Below are 19,933 nucleotides of genomic sequence, written 5' to 3'. Positions count from 1 at the left end.
GGTGAATGCGCCAAGCAGGCTGTCACTGACTGATCGCACGGTATAACGCCAAATACTCTTGTGACAGCTTATGCCGAGCATCCAGATGAATCATCGGCACCGATTGCTCGTGCGATTCCCGGATTTTGACTGACGATGACAGATAAGCGTCGAGCACCGGCAGCCCTTCGTCTTTGAGCTCCTGAACCAGCTTGGTCGGCAAGGCCGCCCGTGCCTGAAACTGATTGACCACGATACCGCCGACATCCAGATTGGGGTTGTGGTCCTCGCGAATCTCCTGAACGTTGTCCAACAAGGTATACAGCGCACGCCGTGAGAAATCGTCGCAATCGAATGGAATCAGGCAGGAATCGGCAGCAATCAGGGCAGACAAGGTATAAAAATTCAGCGCGGGTGGTGTATCGATAAAGACACAGTCGAATTGATTCGTGATTTCTTTCAGCGAATCACGCAATTTGAAGATTTTGTAGCGTGATTCCAGTTTGGACTGCATGTCAGCCAGCTCTGGGCTGGAAGGAATCAACGACAGCTTGTCGAAAGGCGTAGCATGGACAAAGTCACTGATCTTTCTGGAATACAAGCTGAAGCTCAGCGTCTGCGCAAACAACTCTGCCAGAGTTGGCTTGACTTGATCAGCCTGATCACCCAACAGATAGCGTGTGGCATTACCTTGCGGATCCAGATCCAACACCAAGGTACGCATTCCTTCCGATGCCGCAATTGCCGCCAGATTGACCGTAATGGTGGATTTGCCGACCCCGCCTTTCTGATTGAATATTACGCGCTTCATGCGTCTCCTTTATGCCCTGATGACGGGCTATTTGGCAAAGTCACAACAATCAGCTTAAATATACCAATTTTCATATATAAAAACCCACTCCCCCATGCCACACCAAGTCCAGCCAATCCATCAAAAAACATGTTGCTGCCATTAGCATAATTCACAGCAGGCCCCTCTTGCCAGTATTGCCTGCACCTTGAATCGCCTCCGAAAACATTCGTTTTTTCACATTTTCCGTAAAGCGAAGGTATCTTGGGTATAAATGATCTGTTCAAATCGTTGCATTCCAGCGACTTAACGCGATACCGCTCCCCTCTCGACATCGCTGCATCCGAATGCGGCAACGCAACATGTTGAGCACTGGTCCTACTATCTCCGTCATAGACAAAGTGCTAACATTCGACGCCACTTTGGGCACAGCACTTCCACTCCCGGAAAATGACGCAGTGCACACAATCAGGGAGGAAATTACATGCAGTTGGGCGCTCAAAAAGGCAGCCTGGCCGGGTTAATCGTTGGCGCCATTGGGGTCGTTTATGGCGACATCGGTACCAGCCCCCTTTACACGATGAAGGAATGCTTCACCGGCCCTCATGCTTTATCACCCACACCTAGCAACATTCTGGGTGTATTGTCATTGATCTTCTGGTCACTGCTGATCATTGTTTCCCTGAAGTACGTGGTCTTCATCATGCGGGCCGACAACCAAGGTGAAGGCGGCTCGATGGCATTGATGGCGCTGGCACAGCGCTGCCTCAGGGATGACCAGTCACGCGGTCGATGGCTGTTGATGCTGGCTGGAATATTTGGCACATCGCTGTTCTTTGGTGACGGGATGATTACGCCGGCCATTTCGGTATTGTCGGCCGTGGAAGGCCTGGGCGTCATTGCCCCCGCATTACATAGCTATGTGATCCCCGTCACGCTGACGGTGTTGGTGTTTCTGTTCACCGTGCAACGCTATGGCACAGCCAGCGTGGGCAAAGCTTTCGGACCCATCATGGTGGTCTGGTTCCTGAGCCTGGGATCAATGGGATTGGCCAGCATTCTTCGCGCACCAGATGTGCTGACCGCACTGAATCCCTTTTTCGCCATTTCGTTCTTCACCGAACATCCCTGGCATTCCTTCGTAACGCTAGGTGCAGTGGTTCTGGCGCTGACCGGTGCCGAAGCACTGTATGCTGACATGGGCCACTTTGGTAAATCCGCCATCCGCCGCGCTTGGTTCTGCTTCGTATTGCCAGCCCTGCTGCTGAACTACTTCGGGCAAGGCGCCCTGCTGATCCACAATCCAGAAGCAGTGCAAAGCCCGTTCTATCTGCTGGCACCCAAGTGGGCACAAGTTCCATTGCTGATCTTGGCTACCGCCGCCACCGTCATCGCGTCACAAGCTGTGATTTCTGGCGCCTTTTCGCTGACGCGCCAAGCCGTCCAGTTGGGTTACCTGCCACGCCTTGAAATCCTGCACACGTCAGAACGTGAGATTGGTCAGATTTACATTCCAGCCATCAACTGGTTGTTGTTCTCGATCGTGATCTGCCTGGTGCTAGGTTTCAAAACGTCCAGCAATCTGGCAGCGGCCTATGGCATGACAGCCTGTGGCATGATGGTCATCACCACCTGCATGGCATTCATTGTGGCACGCCGAGTTTGGGGTTGGAGCAAACCCGCTCTGTTTCTGGCCTTCAGCTCATTGTTGATTGTTGACCTGACTTTCTTTGCGTCCAATGCCCTGAAATTCTTCCAGGGTGGCTGGTTCCCTTTCAGCATGGGCTTGATCCTGTTCACCTTGTTGACCACCTGGAAGCGGGGCCGTCAGATACTTGCGGAGCGGTTGTCCGCCGATGCACTCCCACTGGACAGCTTTGTTGAAGCAATCGAAGCCCATCCGCCAACTCGGGTACAAGGTACGGCCGTGTTCATGACATCCAGCCAGGAAGGCGTGCCCCATGCCCTGCTTCACAATCTGAAGCATAACAAGGTATTGCATGAACGGGTTGTGCTAGTGACGATTGCCACCGAAGACATCCCCTACGTTCCAGACATTGATCGCATTCAAATTCAGCAGATCGGTGAAACGTTTTACACCGTGCAGGCCGCTTATGGCTTCAAGGAAGAACCGAACATTGACGAGATCATGGACCAGTGTGGCAAGCAACAGCTTACGTTCGACATGATGGATACTTCGTTCTTCCTGTCACGGGAGACATTGATCCCAAGCGAAATGCCCGGCATGGCACTGTGGCGCGAAAAAGTGTTCACCATCATGTCACGCAATGCATTGCGGGCAACGGATTTCTTCAAAATCCCGACCAACCGTGTCGTCGAACTGGGTACTCAGGTCGAGATCTGACTTTTGGCAGGCTCAAACAACAACGCCTCGTTTAACGAGGCGTTGTTGTTATATAACATGACCTAGGCCTACTCATATCCGACCGGACAATACCGCATTGCGCTCAAGCCATCGTTGGTGTTTCAGCACGTAAAGCCGGGTAGTCGGTATAACCTGCCGCATCGCCACCATAGAATGTATTGACATCAGGCGTATTCAGTGGCGCTCCTTGTGCGAAACGAGCCACCAGATCGGGGTTGGCAATAAACGGCCTGCCAAACGCCACCACGTCCGCCAGATCCTGTTCCAGCAACGCAGTTGCGCGGTCTGCCTGATAACCACCGCAATACATCAATACCCCACTGAATACAGCGCGAATCTGCTCACGGAAACCGATCGGATAGGCTGGCCCATCTGCCCAGGTCGGCTCGTTGAAATGCAGGTAGGCAATACCACGCTGATTCAGTTGCTGTGCCAAGTAGAGGCTCATTTCCGCCGGCTCAGCATCTTCAATGTCGCCAAACGTACCCCACGGAGATAGTCTCACTCCGATCCGGTCAGCCCCTACTTCCGCTGTTACCGCATCCACGACTTCGAGCAGCAATCTGGCCCGGTTTTCCAGCGAACCACCATATTGATCTTGGCGGTGGTTGGTACCGGTTGCCAGGAATTGGTTCAATAAGTAACCGTTGGCTGCATGTACTTCAATCAGATCAAATCCGACGGCTTTGGCACGACGCGCTGATGCCGCATAATCCTTCACAATTGCAGCAATCTCGGCGGTCGACAACTCACGTGGTACATCGCAAGGCACATTAGCTGGCGTACCATCCGGCAACACGACAAAGCTCATGCTGTCACGTGCCTGTAACGCTGAAGGCGCAACTGGTTGCCCCTGCTCGGGCTGAAGCAGATGATGTGAAATACGGCCAACATGCCAGAGTTGCAATGCAATTTTACCCCCAGCACGATGCACAGCATCTACCACTTGCTGCCAGCCAGCCTGCTGCTCATCGGTATACATACCCGGCGTCCAGGCATAACCCTGTCCCTGCTGAGATATCTGTGATGCTTCGGTAATGATCAACCCCGCGCTGGCCCGCTGTCGGTAATATTCCACGTTCAGGCTCCGCGGCACGTTGCCTGGCTGCCCAGCACGGGATCGGGTCAATGGTGCCATGATCACGCGATTGGATAATGTAACGGCACCGACTCGAACAGGGGACAACAACGCTGCATGCTTCATAATTCACTCCAATATTAGACCGGTCGTCTTCAATGAACTTCAAAAAAATGCGGCGTGGGCCGCATACTCGTTAATGACGGACTTCAATATTTAGATGCAACTCCAATTTGCCTCGCCAAGCAGGCCACAAGTCTCGATCAATTTGGGCAGCACAATACTGAGTCCGCCATCAGTACATCCTCAGCCGGTGGCATCCCCAACAATGCCCGCGTCGCCGCCAGCGCCAATCTGGATGGCTGACATTGCTTTTGAACCTTGGCCAACAGGCTAGCACCTAACCATAGCTGGTAAAGGACCGTCGCCAATGCCGCTGGCGCCTGTTTTGCGGTGATTGAGCCATCCACCTGCCCTGCCTCAATACAGTTAGCGATATGCCCAACAATCTTCGCCATGCCTTGTTCCAGCGCTTCACGCATGGGCTCGGACAAATCCGACACTTCACCAGCCAGCTTAACAGCCAGGCATTGCGCATCACCATGACAATCTTGTTGGCGTGCGTACCAACCACGCCAGTAATGCATCAGGCGTTCGGCAGCCGGCAACGCCGGTTCGCTCAGTAATATGGCAACATGCTGACCGTACTCATCAAAATATCGCTTGAGCAACTCAACGCCAAACTGCTCCTTCGACTTGAAATAGTGATAGAACGAGCCCTTTGGCACTGCTGCAGTAGTCAAAATTTCCGACAACCCAACTGCTGCAAAACCTTTACCGAGAATGATGGATTCACCAACGCTCAATATATGATCCCTGGTATCCGAATAGGGAGTTTTCATCACGTTTTCCAGCCAATATACGACAAACTACCATCATAACCCGACAACCAAGGCCAGTCACCAGACCTAGCCATTCAATCAGGCAGTTGACAACTTGACAGTAACATTAATTAGACCGGTCGTCTAGTTTATTTGAATAGTAGACGAATTTATTTTCAGACATGTCATCCTGAACAATCGCGCGGGCTGGACGACCGACACACCGCCAGACAAATAACGGGCCGGGCATTTATGCAACCCGGCCTGTTGATCAATGCATGAAATACTCAGCTTCGCAGGTCATTTGGTGATTTTGAAAGTGCGGGTCACCGGTACCGGCGATGCCGCGCCGAAGTAGCGATCATAGATGGCGGCAGCTTCGCCGCCTTTTTCCAGGTCCAGCAAGGCAAGATTGATCTGATCCTGCAGTTTCTTTTCGCCCTTGCGCAGCCCAACCGCATAGACTTCTACTTCCAGCGGTACATCCGGCACTTCAAAGTCCGCCTTGTTTGGCAATTTGGACAAATTACGCAGTAGCGACCCTTCACTGCCGCAGGTGGCTTCGCAACGGCCTTCACCTATCGCCTTGAATACTTCTGCGGTATCAGGCAATGTGGAATCAATCTTGACATTGGCTGACAAGCGGCGCAGGTACTGAGCGTTGGAAGAACCGGCCGGTACACACACTGTCATGGCATCCAGCTGGTTGATATCCTTGAAACCAACTTTCTTCTTGGCCAGCAGTTTTTGCGTTGCCAGAAAGTAACCCAGGCTGAACTCGATCTCACGCATGCGTTCTGCGGTTTTGGCCAATGTGGCCAACACGATATCGACGCGACCATCTTTCAAGGCGGTGATGCGGTCAGCTGGATCAACCGTTTTGAATACCGGCTTGACACCCAGTTTGTGCGCGATATTTTGTGCAAACTCGATATCGTATCCCCATACCGTGCCACGTGCCTTGTCGAAAAAACCAAACGGGGGAGAACTATCACGCACCCCGATAACGATTTCACCTTTCTTCTGAATTTTTTCGTAATCGTTTGCATGAGCCATACCACCCATCAACACCATACCCAACAGCATAACGCCATAGCACTTCTTCATTGACCCTCCCTAATGTGAAATAGGTGGTGGCAGGCCAGGATTGGACCACGACCACCTTCCGTCAATACTGCCATGGTCGATACGGCAATCTGCGTCACCTGTATCGCCAGATTCTCCAGCTTTTCGCCTTCGTTATCGTTCTGCTTGTATGATCCAACTTATATCGTTCAACGTACCAGCAACACCGGGCATTCGCTCAGGTGCAGCAATTTGATCGCAACCGACCCCAGTAACATGCTGGTCAGCGAGCCAACACCTTGCGCACCCATCACGATCTGGTCGCAATGATGGTCTTTTGCGTATCGCACCAATACTTCCTCCGGCCGGCCGACCAGTACTTTCTCGGTATGTACGACGCCAGCTTGACTCAACTTGGCAACTGCCACTGCCAGTGCTTTACCACCCTCGTCCTGATGGTATTGTTTGATCTGTCCTGCATCAATGAAGCTGGCTACTTCGCCATGCAGTGGGTATTGCACATTGACCAGATGGATTTCTGGCGGCTGCTTCCATTGGTCCAGCCATCCCAAAACCGCATCCAGTGCCCGCATGGCACTGGGCGAGCCATCCATCGCCACGAGAATTTTCTGCATCTGCATTCCTTTGATTGGTTCCAATTTGTGGGCTATGAATTGTCGGTCAACGCTCGCTGAGCCTTCAGCATACGTGCCGCCAACAGCTTGCCAACAAGCACTACCAGAACGGCCCCGCCGACACTCAGCACCCATTTAAAATGGGGTGATACCGCATGAAGCATATCCTTGAACGCCACATCGGTCGCCACCATGTCACCAGCGATCCAGCCCAGCAACGCACCACCCAGCACAACCACGAACGGGAAACGATCCATCAGCTTCATGACCAGTTTGCTTCCCCAGACGATGATGGGCACACTCAGCGCCAAGCCGAATACGATCAATCCCATGCTGTCTTTTGACGCACCGGCAATCGCAATCACGTTGTCCAGGCTCATCACCGCATCTGCCACGATAATGGTCTTGATGGCACTGACCAGCGTGGTACCGCCATCAATGTTGTGGCCGCCGTCATCAGGTTCCGGCAACAATAACTTGATGCCGATCCACAACAGCATGACAGCACCAGCCAGTTTCAGATAGGGAATCTGCAAGAGTGAAATGGCAAAGAAAATCAACACGACACGCAACATGATGGCGCCAAACACGCCCCACATGATGCCTTTTCGGCGCAGATCATCGGGCAAACGACGGCAGGCCAGTGCGATTACAACAGCATTGTCTCCTCCCAGCACGATGTCGATGGCGACAATCTGCAAGAGGGCAAGCCAGAATTGTGGGCTGGAAATATCCATGTTGAGAAACGAACTTTCTAGATTGATGTTAGGTCGACACGGCCAATCACCCAGCTTACCCTCTGCGGTATGACGGGGTGATGGCACAGCCGGCCATTCTAGCGGTTCCGCGACATTGTCGCGACTGTCGCCTCAACGTATTCTTGCGATAGACTTTTTCACCTAAGTAAAACGTTTTCAAGCATTGCCGGATCCTATCGGCTTTTGATTCCTTCACGCCATGCATACACTGCTGCCTGCGTACGATCGGTCAGTGCCAACTTGTCCAGGATATGGCTAACATGGTTTTTGACAGTCTTTTCGCTCAGTCCCAGGCGCGCCGCAATGTTGGCATTACTGAGACCATCGGCAATCAGTTTGAGTACATCAGTTTCGCGCTCGGTCAGCATCTGACCTGCCTGCTGCCCTGAAGGTCGTGCCATGGCTCTAACCATGGCGGCGGCAATCCGTGGGTGCAGCACTGCCTCGCCACGGGCGGTGTTTTCTATTGCTTCCACCAGCTCGCTCGGCGACGCCGATTTCAACCAATAGGACAATGCACCCGCCTGCATGGCCTCCAACAAGTATTCCTCACCTTCATGGCTGGTCAATAGCATAATGCGCGAGCCGGGACTGACACGGCGGATTTCACGCGTGGCATGAATACCATTTTTGTCTGGCAGCAACAAATCCATCAACACGACATCCGGACGGGTCATCGCCGCCAGGTCGATTGCCCGCTCCGCCCGGTCGACTGCACCGACCAGGCGAAACTCACCTTGCGCCTCCAGTACTGCTGCAATGCCATAACGCACCACGGCATGATCATCGCAAATCAAAATTGAAATCACGCTAACTGCTCCTGCTGTGCTGTTGTTGCAAAACGCACGGTCAAACAAGTGCCATCCGACGATGACACCACCTCAAATACCCCATGTGGCAAGGCTTCCGCACGTTCACGCATGTGAGCCAAGCCTAATCCCTGCCCCACTTGATTCACGTCGAAACCACAACCATCATCTTGAATTTGCAAGGTCAGACCAGTCAAAGCCTGGCTGACACGAATCATCACCATACTGGCTTGGGCATGGCGTACGGTATTGGCTAACGCTTCATTGACAATTCGACGCAGCTCGTGAGTCATGGCCGATGACAGGCTGATGGCGGCTGGCACCATCAAGTGAATGGTAATCTGCTGTTGCCACAGCATGGTGATGTCTGCCAACGCAATCTCCAACGGTTGCGGGCCTTCATCTGTGGGCTTAAGACGCAGTAGCAGGCTGGACAGGTCTTGCTGAACCGATTGATTGAGTACCAATGCCTGCTCAAGCAGCTGGCGGGTCCTATCTTGATCCTGTAAGGCGAAACGTTGAGCAGCATGAATTTGCAAACCCGTGGCAAATACCTGCTGCTTGACGTTGTCGTGCAACTCCCGTGCCAAATGCTGTCGCTCCTCCAATGCAGCCAATTGTTGCTGCGTCGCCAAATGGGCCTGCAGCTGGCTGGCCATCCGATCCAGTGATTGAGCATGCCGACCCAGCTCATCCTGTGAGGTATCCCGCAACTTCACCGAGAAATCCCCCTTCGCCCATGCATCAGTCACTTGGGCAATATGCCCCAACCGGCGCCGCAGCCAAACCGTCAAACCTGCCCCTAGAGCAATACCAGGCAACGATACGATGATCACCAGAAACCAGAACGACGCCCCTGCGTCACGCAAACTGCTTTGAATATTCTTCAGGATACTGAAGCGCGCCTGATGGCGGATCAGCAACGTGCCTCCTGGCTTGATCGGCAACGACAACCAGCGCTCGCCTTCTGAGAACACCATCAAGCGCTCTGGCCCTGTTGCCCAGTGAAAAGGCAGCATCAGCCCGAAGGCTTCGTGAGCCGCCACCCGGGTCCCATCTGTCCGATAGATGGCAACACTTACCTTGGGATCGGAAGAATAGCGGATGCCATACAAACCACTGGGCCCGGCCACATTGCTCAAATGGTCGGCGATATTGCGTGCTACTTTGCCCGCTAGCGCAACATCGGCCAATCTGCCATCCAGTATGTGGCGTTCCGGCTCGATCAACGCTTTCAAATGCGGTGGCGCTACGACCTCGCGGAACACCACAGCATCTACCATAGGTCCAATCGAAAAGGCCGCCAACAGGCTACCAATCAGTGTGATCGGCACATAACTCAATGCCAGCTTCCACCATAACGACTTCCACAACCGCAAGGGCTTTACCTCACAAATAAACCAAAGAAACATTAGGCACAAACACTGTCAAACCTGATGCGTATTTGCCCAGGTCAGTAGTGCAGACATACTGTTGATGTCAACCGGGCCTCCAGACCCAGTTCATACAGTCCCTGGACCCAACAGCACGATTGGCGGGCTCAAGCACACGCACGAACCAGCGCGTAAAGTATGGTGCGACTCCTCCACAGTAAACTGAGACCCCACAATGGAATACCTTACCGCCCTGGCCGAATACGTCGACAATCTATTGGTGATTCTGCTGCCGATAGAGTTGTTCCGGCGTTGGCGACTGGGCCAATTGAATCGCGCTTGCCTCAAGGAAATGCTTGCCTCTGTCAGCCCGCTGATTCCCACACTGTTACTGGGCGGCATCACCACCGCCTATTTGACTGTCCTGTTCATGGGCGCGGCCAAGCTGGCACCTTGGCGCATTCCGACCAATCCGTTGACTATTTTCCTGGCATTTCTGCTGGTCGACTTTCTGTATTACGTCGATCACCGTTGTGGGCACGAGATCCGCGCTTATTGGGCGCTATCCCACTCAGTACATCACAGCTCACCGCAGTATGATCAGACCACTGGCCTACGGATTTCGTTCATCGATGGCTTCACCTCTCCCTGGTTCTACCTACCAGCATTCCTGCTTGGGTTCAACCCTGCCCTGGTTGTGGGTTGGTTCGCCTTTGTGCTGGCCTATCAGCAATGGATTCACACCGAAACCATCGGCAAGCTCAAATGGCTGGACCCGTGGCTTAATACCCCCAGCAATCACCGCGTTCACCATGGGACCCAGCCACACTATCTGGACAAGAACTACGGTGCGGTACTGATCATCTGGGACCGCCTGTTTGGTACCTACCAGAAAGAGGAGGAAACCGTCATCTATGGGCTGACCCAACCCATTCAGTCCAGTAATCCGTTCGAGGTCCATCTCTGCGAAGCAAAACGCCTATGGCATGATCTGCACCACGCGCCGACTTGGTTGACACGCCTGCAATACCTGTATCACAAGCCAGGTTGGCAGCCAGCCTCGTCTGCCATGACCAAGCCGAATCCTCAGACAGTGGGCTGAGCTTACCCAGGATCAGCTTTACGCTGCAATGCAACACAAACTTTGACGGCCATCAATAAAAGCAATCGCTTGCTTCATTACAATAGGGCGGTAACGTTCAATGCACCCCGCCCACCATGGCTATCCGACACGAAAGCTCGCACTGCTCAACTTCATACCACGCCATTGCAGATTCCCGGTCACGAACAAGACCCACTTTGGCGTGGCTGCTGACTTGGTATCTGGCTTGGCCTGCCGCACAGGCGGCTGAAACCCTGCAACAAGCCTGGGAAGCCGCCCTGAAACATGATCGCCCTGTTCAGGCTGCTGCGCAACAATATGCGGCATCGCAGCAATTACTGGCTGCTGCCGAAGGAGCCTGTTGGCCAGGATTGAGTGTGGAGGCAGCTTACATCCGCTTAGATGACACCCCGGCTGCCACGGCCTCTCTCCCGCACTCGCTGCTACCTGTTACGATGCCCACCCGCATTGATATGCCATTAAGCAAGGATCGTTTTCAGACTCGAAGTGCCACACTCACACTGCCTTTGTTTACCAGTGGTCGCATCAGCCAGAATATCAAGGCCGCCAATGCCAGTGTGGGTATGACGTCAGCTGAATTGATACGTACCAGACAGAACAGCAAACTGTTGGTCGCCAAGGCCTACCTGAATGTATTGCGCACACAGCAATTGCAACGGGTAGCAAATCACCACCTGACCAGTCTGCAAGCCCATCAACACGATGTTGATCACTTCTTTGAACAAGGCTTGGTGGCCCGTGCTGATCAATTAGCTATCCAAGTCGCGCTAGCCGACGCTCAACAAAAACGGATTCAGGCAACCAACGCGGTTGATCTGGCCAACGCGGCATATAACCGTGCCTTGCAACGCCCAATGGACAACCCGGTTGATTTGGCAGAAAGCCAATTGTCACCGGATCAACAACCACTGAGCCAGTTGGAACACCTGGCACAACAACGTGCCGAACTGGACCAATTGAGCCATGGCAATACAGCCCTTACTGCCCAAGCCCGAGCCGTGCGAGGCGAGGCGGGTCCACAACTGGCCTTAATAGCTGGTTATCACCATTTGGACAATCCCTATCTCAAGCAAGACCGTTTTCGTTCACTGACACTCGGTGTGAAATGGGATGTGTTTGACGGTGGCGTCACCCGCCATAAAGCTGCTGCGATTGAGGCGCGCGCGCAGGCACTGCAGTTGCAACGCGATGAAGTGCAATCATGGATTGAGTTGGAAGTGCGACAAGCTTGGCACAACCAGCAAGAAGCACACCTGCGGAAACAGGTAGCGATGGATGCACTTGACTATGCCGACGAGAACCTGAAAGTGGCACGTGATCGCTACACCCATAGCCTGGCACCACAAAGCGAAGTACTGGATGCCGAAACCCGTCGCACCGTGGCCCAAAGCAATGCCCAAAACGCTCATTACGACGAGCAATTGGCGATTCTGCAATTGCAGCACGCCATTGGCAGCCTGTAAGCAACGATGCCCCCTCATCCAAACGGACTGCACCATGACATTCAACGCTAGAATTCTTATCCCCACTACCATCGCGCTGGCCCTAAGTGGTTACTTGATCTGGCATCAATTGGCCGCCCGCCAAGGCTTGCCTGAAGGACTGATACAGGCAAATGGCCGCCTGGAAGGTGAGCACATTGCCATAGCAAGCAAGACACCTGGCCGTATCATCAAACTGCTGGTTAAGGAAGGTGACAGCGTGCAAGCTGGCCAACCGATGGCACAACTGGACGATAGCCAACTGAAAGCCAGAGCTGATCAAGTTGCACAAACCGTGGCCGCAGTTCAAGCCCAACTGCTAGCCGCCCAAACTGCACTGGATGTCGCCAAGCAGGAAGTCCCACTGAACATCACGGCCAACCAGGCCCAGCTGGTTCGTGCCAAGGCACTGACCGATAAAGCGCTTGCAGCGGAACAACAGGCCCAGCGTGATGCAGTCCGCATGAGAGCATTACAGGAGCGTGGTTCCGTTGACCGCCACAAGCGTGAATTGGCCGAACTGGCAGCCATAGCCGCCCAAGCCGATACCACAGCAGCCCGCACGGCGCAGACACAAGCTGAACAAACACTGTTGCAGGCCAAACTGGGGAATGAACGCGTCCAAGCCAAACAGGCGGAAATCAACGCGTTGGCAGCACAATTAGCGCAAGCTCAAGCCACGCAACGTGAGATCGGCAGCGTGGTAGATGATCTGACGCTGAAGGCACCAGCCGCCGGCGTGGTACTCAGCCGCATCCGCGACATTGGTGAAGTCGTTGCGGCAGGCTCACCGGTATTTGATGTGGTCGATCTGAACCAGCTGTACCTGAAGGTATACGTACCTGAAAACCAGATTGGCAAAGTGAAATTGGGCCTACCCGCACAGATCTACACCGATGCGTTCCCTGACGCAGCCTTCCCGGCCACCTTGCGTTACATTGCCCGCCGCGCTGAATTCACCCCCAAGGAAGTCCAGACCCCAGATGAGCGGGTCAAGCTGGTTTATGCAGTCAAACTATACCTGGGCAGCAATCCCAAGCAGCAGTTGACGCCAGGGCTGCCGGCTGACGCGGTCATCCGCTGGAATGAACAAATCGCATGGCAGCGCCCAAAGTGGTAGAACGCATCATTGAGGCCCGGGGCTTTGCCAAGCGATATCGTCAACATACCGCCGTCAGCAGCCTGGACTTGACCGTTGGCAAAGGTGAAATCTATGGCCTGATCGGACCGGATGGTGCCGGCAAGTCCAGTTTCATGAAAGCGGTTGCCGGTGTACTGGGCTTTGAAGGTGGCAACCTGAAGGTGTTTGGTGTCGAACTGGATAGCGAAGCTGCAGCCGAACGCATCAAAGACCGGATAGGCCTGATGCCGCAAGGGCTGGGTCAAAACCTGTATGCCGAATTGTCGATTGAAGAAAACATCGACTTCTTTGCCAAGTTACGCCTGGTACCCGCTGCGGACCTGGCCATCCGTAAGGAACGGCTGTTGAAAATGACACGGCTGGACGCATTCCGCCACCGTGCCATGAAGAACCTTTCCGGTGGCATGAAACAGAAGCTGGGCTTGGTCTGCACGCTGATCCACGAACCGGAATTGATCATTCTGGATGAGCCCACTACCGGCGTTGACCCGGTTTCCCGTCGGGATTTCTGGGCTATTCTGGGTGAGCTGTTGCGTGAACGTGGCATCACTGCCCTGGTATCGACCGCCTACATGGACGAAGCTGCTCGCTTTCACCGCATGTCGCTATTGTTCGACGGCAAGGTGTTAGCGCAAGGCAGCCCGGAAGATGTTCTGGCACTGGCACCCGGCAGCGTCGTCACCGTTAACGCCCAACCACAGGTATCTGCCTTAGGCATCCTGAAACCACTGCATCCACAAATCGAGGCGCAAGGCCCCCAACTACGGTTGTTTGTGGAAGACCAGACTACCACCAAAGCAGCCGAATTGATCCAGGCCAGACTATTCGACCTGACCGTGACCAGCCTGGATGCCAATGAACCGGAATTGGAAGACGTGTTTGTGGCTTTGTTGCAACAACGCGGTCTGACTGAAGCCACCCATATCGAAACAAGTAACCCAGCATCTGCAAGCCACACCATCGCCAATCAGGCAGCCATCGAAGCCAGGCAACTGACCCGTACCTTTGGCGATTTCACGGCCTGCGACCAAGTCAGCTTCCGGGTACCACCTGGTGAGATTTTTGGCCTGCTGGGCGCCAATGGTGCCGGTAAAACCACCGTGATCAAGATGCTGACCGGCATCCTGCCACCATCATCTGGTTATGGCCAAGTGGCGGGCGCCGATATGCGCAATGCCGGCCGACGGATCAAGGAACGCATCGGTTACATGTCGCAGGCGTTTTCGCTGTATATGGATCTGACCGTGCTGGAAAACATTGCCCTGTACGCCGGCATTTATGGCTTGAACCGGCAACAAACCCACGAACGTACTGATTGGATCGTCAATATGGCTGGCCTGACCGGCCACGAGCGGGATCTGGCCGCCACCTTGCCCATGGGCTTAAGGCAACGGCTGGCATTGGGTTGCGCATTGGTGCATCGACCACAGGTGCTGTTTCTCGACGAACCGACTTCTGGCGTAGATCCCGTCGGCCGCCGTCAATTCTGGGACATCCTGTTTCACCTGGCTCGCGTCGACAATGTCGCTATTTTGATCACCACCCATTACATGAGCGAAGCTGAGCATTGTGACCATCTGGCCTTGATGTTCGCCGGCAAGGTCGTGGCCGATGCCACCCCAACGGAATTGAAACAGGCATTGCGCGACAAGATGGGCACCTTACTGGAAATCTCCGTCAGCGATCCACAACGTGCCCTGCCCTTGTTACAGGTTGCGGGTTTTGCCGATGCCACGCTGTACGGCAAGAAGCTGCATCTGTTCAGCCAACAACCCAACTCCGCTCGAGAACAGATCAGCACCGTTTTGGCCAAGGCAGACATCGCCTGCCCACGTATCGACATACGGCCTATTACCATGGAAGACGTTTTCGTACAGCGCGTGACCGAACTGGAGCAAGCACGATGAACCGACATCGCGTCCTGGCCGTGGCCTATAAGGAATGGCGTGAAATCGTCCGTGACCGGCTGTTCTTCACCTTGGCGTTTGTGGTGCCAGCGCTGCTGATGCTGCTCTTTGGCTATGGCTTGTCGTTGGATGTGGAAGACATTCCGTTCGCGGTGGTGGATTACGACCGCACGGCCGAAAGCCGTGACTATGCTTATCGCTTCATCGATTCACGTTACTTTGATTTCCAAGGCTATGTACAGGATGAACATGCACTGGCCCATCTGTTGTCGCAAAACACCATTCGGGCCGCCATCATCATCCCTGAACATTTCGGCCGTCAGTTACAGACTGGCCGTGCTACCAGTGTGCAGACGTTGGTGGACGGTACCTTTCCATTTCGTGCCATGACCACGAAAGGCTATGTGACCGCACTCAATGCCGCCGCCAATCAAGACAACATTGGCCGCTTGTTGGCACAGGCCAAAGGTGTCTCGCTGACCAAGGCCCGGGACGCCTTGCAACCGGTCAAACTGGAGGTGCGCTATCTGTACAACCAAAGCGTCAAAAGCATCTGGTCATTGGCGCCCAAGTTGTTGATGGTGATCCTGATGATCTCACCACCATTTCTGACGGCACTGGGCGTGGTCCGGGAGAAGGAATCCGGCTCCATCTTCAATATCTACAGTGCCACTGTTACCCGGGGCGAATTCCTGACTGGCAAACTGGCACCGTATGTTGCCATTTCCTCGCTGAATGTCCTGATCCTGTGGATGCTGACGGTATGGCTGTTCAATGTCCCCTTCAAGGGTGATTTTCTGTTCTTCTTGCTGGCCAGTCTGATCTATGTGATTTGTACTACTGGCATCGGGTTGCTGGTCTCTGTCGTAGTACAGACCCAGGTCGCCGCCATGATTGTGACCGCCATTGTCACCGTCATCCCTGCCGTGTTGTATTCCGGCGTACTGATTCCAATCCCCTCACTCGGCCCAACTGCACAAGGCATTGCCCACCTGCTACCCGCCATGTATTTCACCAATATCGTGGTTGGCTGCTTTCTGAAAGGCGTTGGCTGGGCAGCGCTCTGGACAGATGTGCTGATTTTGGCCGGCTACGCCGTCGCCCTGTTCGGCATAGGTTTTTTCATGTTCCATAAACGGCCTAATCTATGACCCTTGCTGATTTCACCATTTGGCTACGCCGCATGGCTGTCATGACCCGCAAGGAGTTTTTGCAACTGCTGCGCGACATCGTGCTGCTGGCATTCATCGTCTATGCCTTTACTGCCGATGTGTATCTGGCTGCTTCCGGCGTCACCTTGCAACTGAACCATGCTGCCACTGTGGTGCGCGACCAAGATCATTCTGCCGCTTCTCGCGAATTGCTGGGTCGTTTCCAACCACCCTATTTCCGGATGGATGGCCAATTGGCATCCAATCAGCAAGGCCAGCAACTGCTTGATGATGGCCACACCATGTTGACGTTGACTGTTCCACCGCAGTTCGAACATGACATGCAAAGCGGCCATCAGACTGCACTGCAGATGCAGATCGACGCCACCAACAGCGTATTGGGTTTTCTCGCCAGCAGCTATGCTGCGCAAATTGTCGGCAGCTACGGTCTGGAGGTTAGCCTGCATCAAGCCGGTCTGGGTGGTGGCAAGCTGGATGCACTCCCCATCATCGAAAACCGTAGCCATGTCTGGTACAACCCCAACCAGAACGATGCCTGGTTCATGGGCATTACCGAACTGCTGACCGTCATCACCGTATTTGCCATCCTGTTGCCTGCGGCCGCCATGGTGCGCGAAAAGGAACGTGGCACGGTCGAACAGCTGCTGGTATCGCCGCTTTCTCCGTTTCAGATCATGTTTCCCAAGGTCATCTCGATGACTACTGTCATTCTGCTAGGAAGCGGTCTAAGCCTGTTTGCAATACTGATGCCCGTCTTCGATCTACCTACACGTGGCAGCCTGTTGTTGTTCTTCAGCCTAACCGGACTGTATGTATTCACCACCGCCGGCCTGGGACTGTTCGCCGCAACATTGGCGCGCAATCTGGCACAGGTTGGCATGCTGACCATCTTGATTCTGGCGCCCATGCTGTTCCTGTCCGGCGCCTGGACCCCACCGGAAGCCATGCCCACCTGGTTGCGCGGGATGATGTATCTTTCGCCCCTGCATTACTACATCGACATTGCATTTGGAATTTTGTTGAAAGGGCTACCACTTAAGGCATTGTGGCCAGCAATCAGCGGGATGCTGATGCTGGGGGGGACGGTTTTCGGATTTGGTCTGTATCGGTTCCGGCGGCAATTTGGCTGATTTGATTGGGACGCATGCCAAGTTGATGATGTGTCCCATCCCTCAATTCAGCATATCCACAAAAATAAATTTATTCTGTTAATCAGAATAGTGAAATCGCTTATCTCAAGCCATATCACCTCTCCCTTGACATTACCACCAGTCAACCTATAACCAGCGCATACCACCTATTCTATTCACTCGAATCAAAAAACGCTTAATTTGATCATTCCGCATTAATTCAAATAAACAGTTTGTATATGGCAATGCCTGCTTGGCGCTCTGCACTTTCACAACTGTCTGATTTCGATCAATTACGATGGAGGAGTAGAAATGAACCTGTTTCGACGCGCTGCTGCACCCATCTCCCAGACCGAAGCACAACTTGGCCCCTTGGCTGAGTTGGCTGGTACCTGGACTGGACATGGCTATAATCTGATTGCTGTTCCCGACCACCAACACAACCAGATTTTTCGTTTGATCGTCAACAGCACCAAGGAAGTACTCACGTTCACCCCCATCGGTGGCCCAGTACCGAACCGGGGTTCTCTACAAAATGACATCAATATCTTTGGACTGACCTATCTGCAGCAGGTCAGCGATGCAGCAACAGACGAAGGCATCCATATTGAACCCGGGTTATGGTTGAATGTGCCCACCACCAGCGATCCCGATGCCCCATCGACCATTGTGCGCCAGTCCACCATTCCACATGGTGATTCACTACTTGCTCAAGGCCTGGCATCCTGTGAAAACCGTGCCCCAGTCATTGCACCTGTCAGCCCGCTGCCAACAAGCGTCGATGGCAAGCCCTTGCCACTGGGTTATACCGATCCCTATCTGAATGGGCAGTTCCCGCCGGGTTTCTGTATGGAGAACCCCAATCAAGCATTGGTTGATGTCCTCAACAGGCAAATCGACCAGCGGTTGGAAATTGTCAACACCATCAATCTTCCAGTCAGTTCAAAACCGGCAGGTGGCATCGTCAACATTCCGTTCATTACCCGTAACGCCAACGCCACTGAACTGGATGCCATTTTCTGGATTGAAACCATACAGCGCCAAGATGGTTCGCAATTCATGCAATTGCAGTACACACAAACTGTGCTTCTGGTTTTCGATGAAGTGATCTGGCCACATATCTCAGTCGCCACCCTGATCAAACGTTGATCACCGACGCCGGCGTGCTGGCTGTTGAATGACGCTCGAATCTGTTCAACACTTTGAAAACCACTAACAAAACCCGTTTGAAGTCTGGGGCTGCCATGCAGCACATAAGCCTACACTGTCGGCCCAGCCCTTTCCTTTCCACGGGTTTTGTTGGTGGCACCCATTGCATGCTCCCGATCAAGACAAATGAGTCGCCCTTTACCCAATCCCGAGACATCGTCGTCCTTGCTTCCCGACAAACTTCATAACACCGATGCTGTTCGTGCTCGACCGCTAGATAGCGGGTTGATTTCCGGTGCACATACAATAGTTGAGCCACTGGTCTGAGCTGACTCACCCCCGCCATACACGAAACGTGACTTTGTCCTGATCATCAATCGCCCACCACCAAATCCAACTTGGGATAGACACGTTAGACCTATCCAGTACATGGATGCGTTACACTGCGCAGATTTGAATCGCAGCAGCAGATACCGCCATGACCACACATAACGACCGTATCCAGATCGACAAAGAAGAAGTTCTCTCGGACAACTGGTACATTCTGCGTAAATACACCTACCAGTACCGTCGCCATGACGGCACCCAGCAACAGCAAGTACGCGAAGTCTATGACCGGGGCAATGGCGCCACCATTTTGCTATACAACCGGGAACAACAAACCGTCATCCTGATTCGCCAGTTCCGTCTACCCACTTTCCTGAACGACTATCACGGCATGTTGATCGAAACATGCGCGGGGTTATTGGATGAAGACGGTCCGGAAACCTGTATCCGCCGCGAAACCGAAGAAGAAACCGGCTTCAAGGTAAGTAATGTGCGCAAGGTGTTTGATGTGTTCATGAGCCCTGGCGCCGTCACTGAACGCATTCATTTCTTTGTTGGGGAGTACGAGCCCAATGAACGGCACCATCAAGGGGGTGGTTTGGCGGAAGAAGGAGAAGAGATCGAGGTACTGGAGCTGAAGCTGGACGATGCGTTGGCCATGATTGATCAAGGGGAAATCGTCGATGCCAAGACCATCATGTTGCTACAGCATGTCAAATTGAAAGGCGTTATGTAACCGTTGTATCAAT

18 protein-coding genes are annotated in these 19,933 nt (G+C 53.6%); 9 read left to right on the top strand and 9 right to left on the bottom strand.

The annotated features are described in order from the left end of the window. Positions 1 to 22: 22 nt before the first annotated feature. Both FFS57_RS14640 and FFS57_RS25235 read right to left on the bottom strand, forming a co-directional pair. The gene (locus tag FFS57_RS14640) at positions 23 to 790 is read right to left on the bottom strand and encodes a ParA family protein (protein ID WP_137938555.1); all 768 of its coding nucleotides are present in this window, start codon (positions 788 to 790) and stop codon (positions 23 to 25) included. After that, positions 787 to 945: a hypothetical protein gene (locus FFS57_RS25235; protein WP_171013964.1), complete on the bottom strand. Its 159-nt coding sequence runs from the start codon at positions 943 to 945 to the stop codon at positions 787 to 789. The genes FFS57_RS14640 and FFS57_RS25235 overlap by 4 nt, the downstream gene beginning before the upstream one ends. A gap of 308 nt (positions 946 to 1,253) precedes the next feature. Here FFS57_RS25235 and FFS57_RS14635 point away from each other — a divergent pair, with 308 nt between their 5' ends. Further along, positions 1,254 to 3,134 (top strand): potassium transporter Kup, encoded by a 1,881-nt coding sequence (locus FFS57_RS14635; RefSeq protein ID WP_137938554.1) that lies wholly within the window; start codon positions 1,254 to 1,256, stop codon positions 3,132 to 3,134. Between the two features lie 103 nt (positions 3,135 to 3,237). On the opposite strand, the gene FFS57_RS14630 is transcribed toward FFS57_RS14635, so the two are convergent. From FFS57_RS14630 to FFS57_RS14600, 7 genes are all read right to left on the bottom strand, one after another. After that, positions 3,238 to 4,359: an alkene reductase gene (locus FFS57_RS14630; RefSeq protein WP_137938553.1), complete on the bottom strand. Its 1,122-nt coding sequence runs from the start codon at positions 4,357 to 4,359 to the stop codon at positions 3,238 to 3,240. A gap of 137 nt (positions 4,360 to 4,496) precedes the next feature. Continuing rightward, on the bottom strand, positions 4,497 to 5,135 hold the full coding sequence (locus FFS57_RS14625; RefSeq protein WP_137938552.1) for a TetR/AcrR family transcriptional regulator: 639 nt from the start codon (positions 5,133 to 5,135) through the stop codon (positions 4,497 to 4,499). Positions 5,136 to 5,414: 279 nt separating this feature from the next. Then, positions 5,415 to 6,221, bottom strand: a complete 807-nt coding sequence (locus FFS57_RS14620) for a transporter substrate-binding domain-containing protein (protein WP_137938551.1) — start codon at positions 6,219 to 6,221, stop codon at positions 5,415 to 5,417. A 167-nt stretch (positions 6,222 to 6,388) separates the two neighbouring features. Further along, entirely contained in the window at positions 6,389 to 6,814 is a 426-nt protein-coding gene (locus tag FFS57_RS14615) for a universal stress protein (RefSeq protein WP_171013963.1), read from the bottom strand. Between the two features lie 32 nt (positions 6,815 to 6,846). Then, the gene (locus FFS57_RS14610) at positions 6,847 to 7,551 is read right to left on the bottom strand and encodes a TerC family protein (protein WP_137938549.1); all 705 of its coding nucleotides are present in this window, start codon (positions 7,549 to 7,551) and stop codon (positions 6,847 to 6,849) included. A 194-nt stretch (positions 7,552 to 7,745) separates the two neighbouring features. Then, complete coding sequence (locus tag FFS57_RS14605) at positions 7,746 to 8,381, bottom strand: response regulator (protein ID WP_137938548.1); 636 nt, start codon at positions 8,379 to 8,381, stop codon at positions 7,746 to 7,748. Beyond that, entirely contained in the window at positions 8,378 to 9,760 is a 1,383-nt protein-coding gene (locus FFS57_RS14600; protein ID WP_171013962.1) for a HAMP domain-containing sensor histidine kinase, read from the bottom strand. Before FFS57_RS14600 ends, FFS57_RS14605 begins: the two co-directional genes overlap by 4 nt. Positions 9,761 to 9,989: 229 nt before the next feature. On the opposite strand from FFS57_RS14600, the gene FFS57_RS14595 reads away from it, so the two are divergent. The 8 genes from FFS57_RS14595 (at position 9,990) to nudK (ending at position 19,920) form a co-directional block, all read left to right on the top strand. Then, positions 9,990 to 10,856, top strand: coding sequence for a sterol desaturase family protein (locus FFS57_RS14595; protein WP_137938546.1), 867 nt, complete (start codon positions 9,990 to 9,992; stop codon positions 10,854 to 10,856). Between the two features lie 197 nt (positions 10,857 to 11,053). Next, positions 11,054 to 12,340, top strand: a complete 1,287-nt coding sequence (locus FFS57_RS14590; RefSeq protein ID WP_171013961.1) for a TolC family protein — start codon at positions 11,054 to 11,056, stop codon at positions 12,338 to 12,340. 34 nt (positions 12,341 to 12,374) lie between these two features. After that, on the top strand, positions 12,375 to 13,478 hold the full coding sequence (locus FFS57_RS14585) for an HlyD family secretion protein (RefSeq protein WP_137938544.1): 1,104 nt from the start codon (positions 12,375 to 12,377) through the stop codon (positions 13,476 to 13,478). After that, positions 13,457 to 15,406, top strand: coding sequence for an ATP-binding cassette domain-containing protein (locus tag FFS57_RS14580; RefSeq protein WP_137938543.1), 1,950 nt, complete (start codon positions 13,457 to 13,459; stop codon positions 15,404 to 15,406). The genes FFS57_RS14585 and FFS57_RS14580 overlap by 22 nt, the downstream gene beginning before the upstream one ends. Next, positions 15,403 to 16,557, top strand: a complete 1,155-nt coding sequence (locus FFS57_RS14575) for an ABC transporter permease (protein ID WP_137938542.1) — start codon at positions 15,403 to 15,405, stop codon at positions 16,555 to 16,557. Before FFS57_RS14580 ends, FFS57_RS14575 begins: the two co-directional genes overlap by 4 nt. After that, positions 16,554 to 17,708, top strand: coding sequence for an ABC transporter permease (locus FFS57_RS14570; protein ID WP_137938541.1), 1,155 nt, complete (start codon positions 16,554 to 16,556; stop codon positions 17,706 to 17,708). The genes FFS57_RS14575 and FFS57_RS14570 overlap by 4 nt, the downstream gene beginning before the upstream one ends. A gap of 312 nt (positions 17,709 to 18,020) precedes the next feature. Further along, positions 18,021 to 18,857 carry a heme-binding protein gene (locus tag FFS57_RS14565; RefSeq protein WP_137938540.1) on the top strand — a complete coding sequence of 279 codons (837 nt, stop codon included), beginning with the start codon at positions 18,021 to 18,023 and terminating at the stop codon, positions 18,855 to 18,857. A 478-nt stretch (positions 18,858 to 19,335) separates the two neighbouring features. Beyond that, positions 19,336 to 19,920, top strand: a complete 585-nt coding sequence (nudK, locus tag FFS57_RS14560; protein ID WP_137938539.1) for a GDP-mannose pyrophosphatase NudK — start codon at positions 19,336 to 19,338, stop codon at positions 19,918 to 19,920. Positions 19,921 to 19,933: the final 13 nt, after the last annotated feature.

This window comes from Chitinivorax sp. B, from assembly GCF_005503445.1.
GTDB lineage: Bacteria > Pseudomonadota > Gammaproteobacteria > Burkholderiales > SCOH01 > Chitinivorax.
Note: the sequence above shows the minus strand (reverse complement) of the source record. Positions and strands in the feature narration are given on the sequence as shown.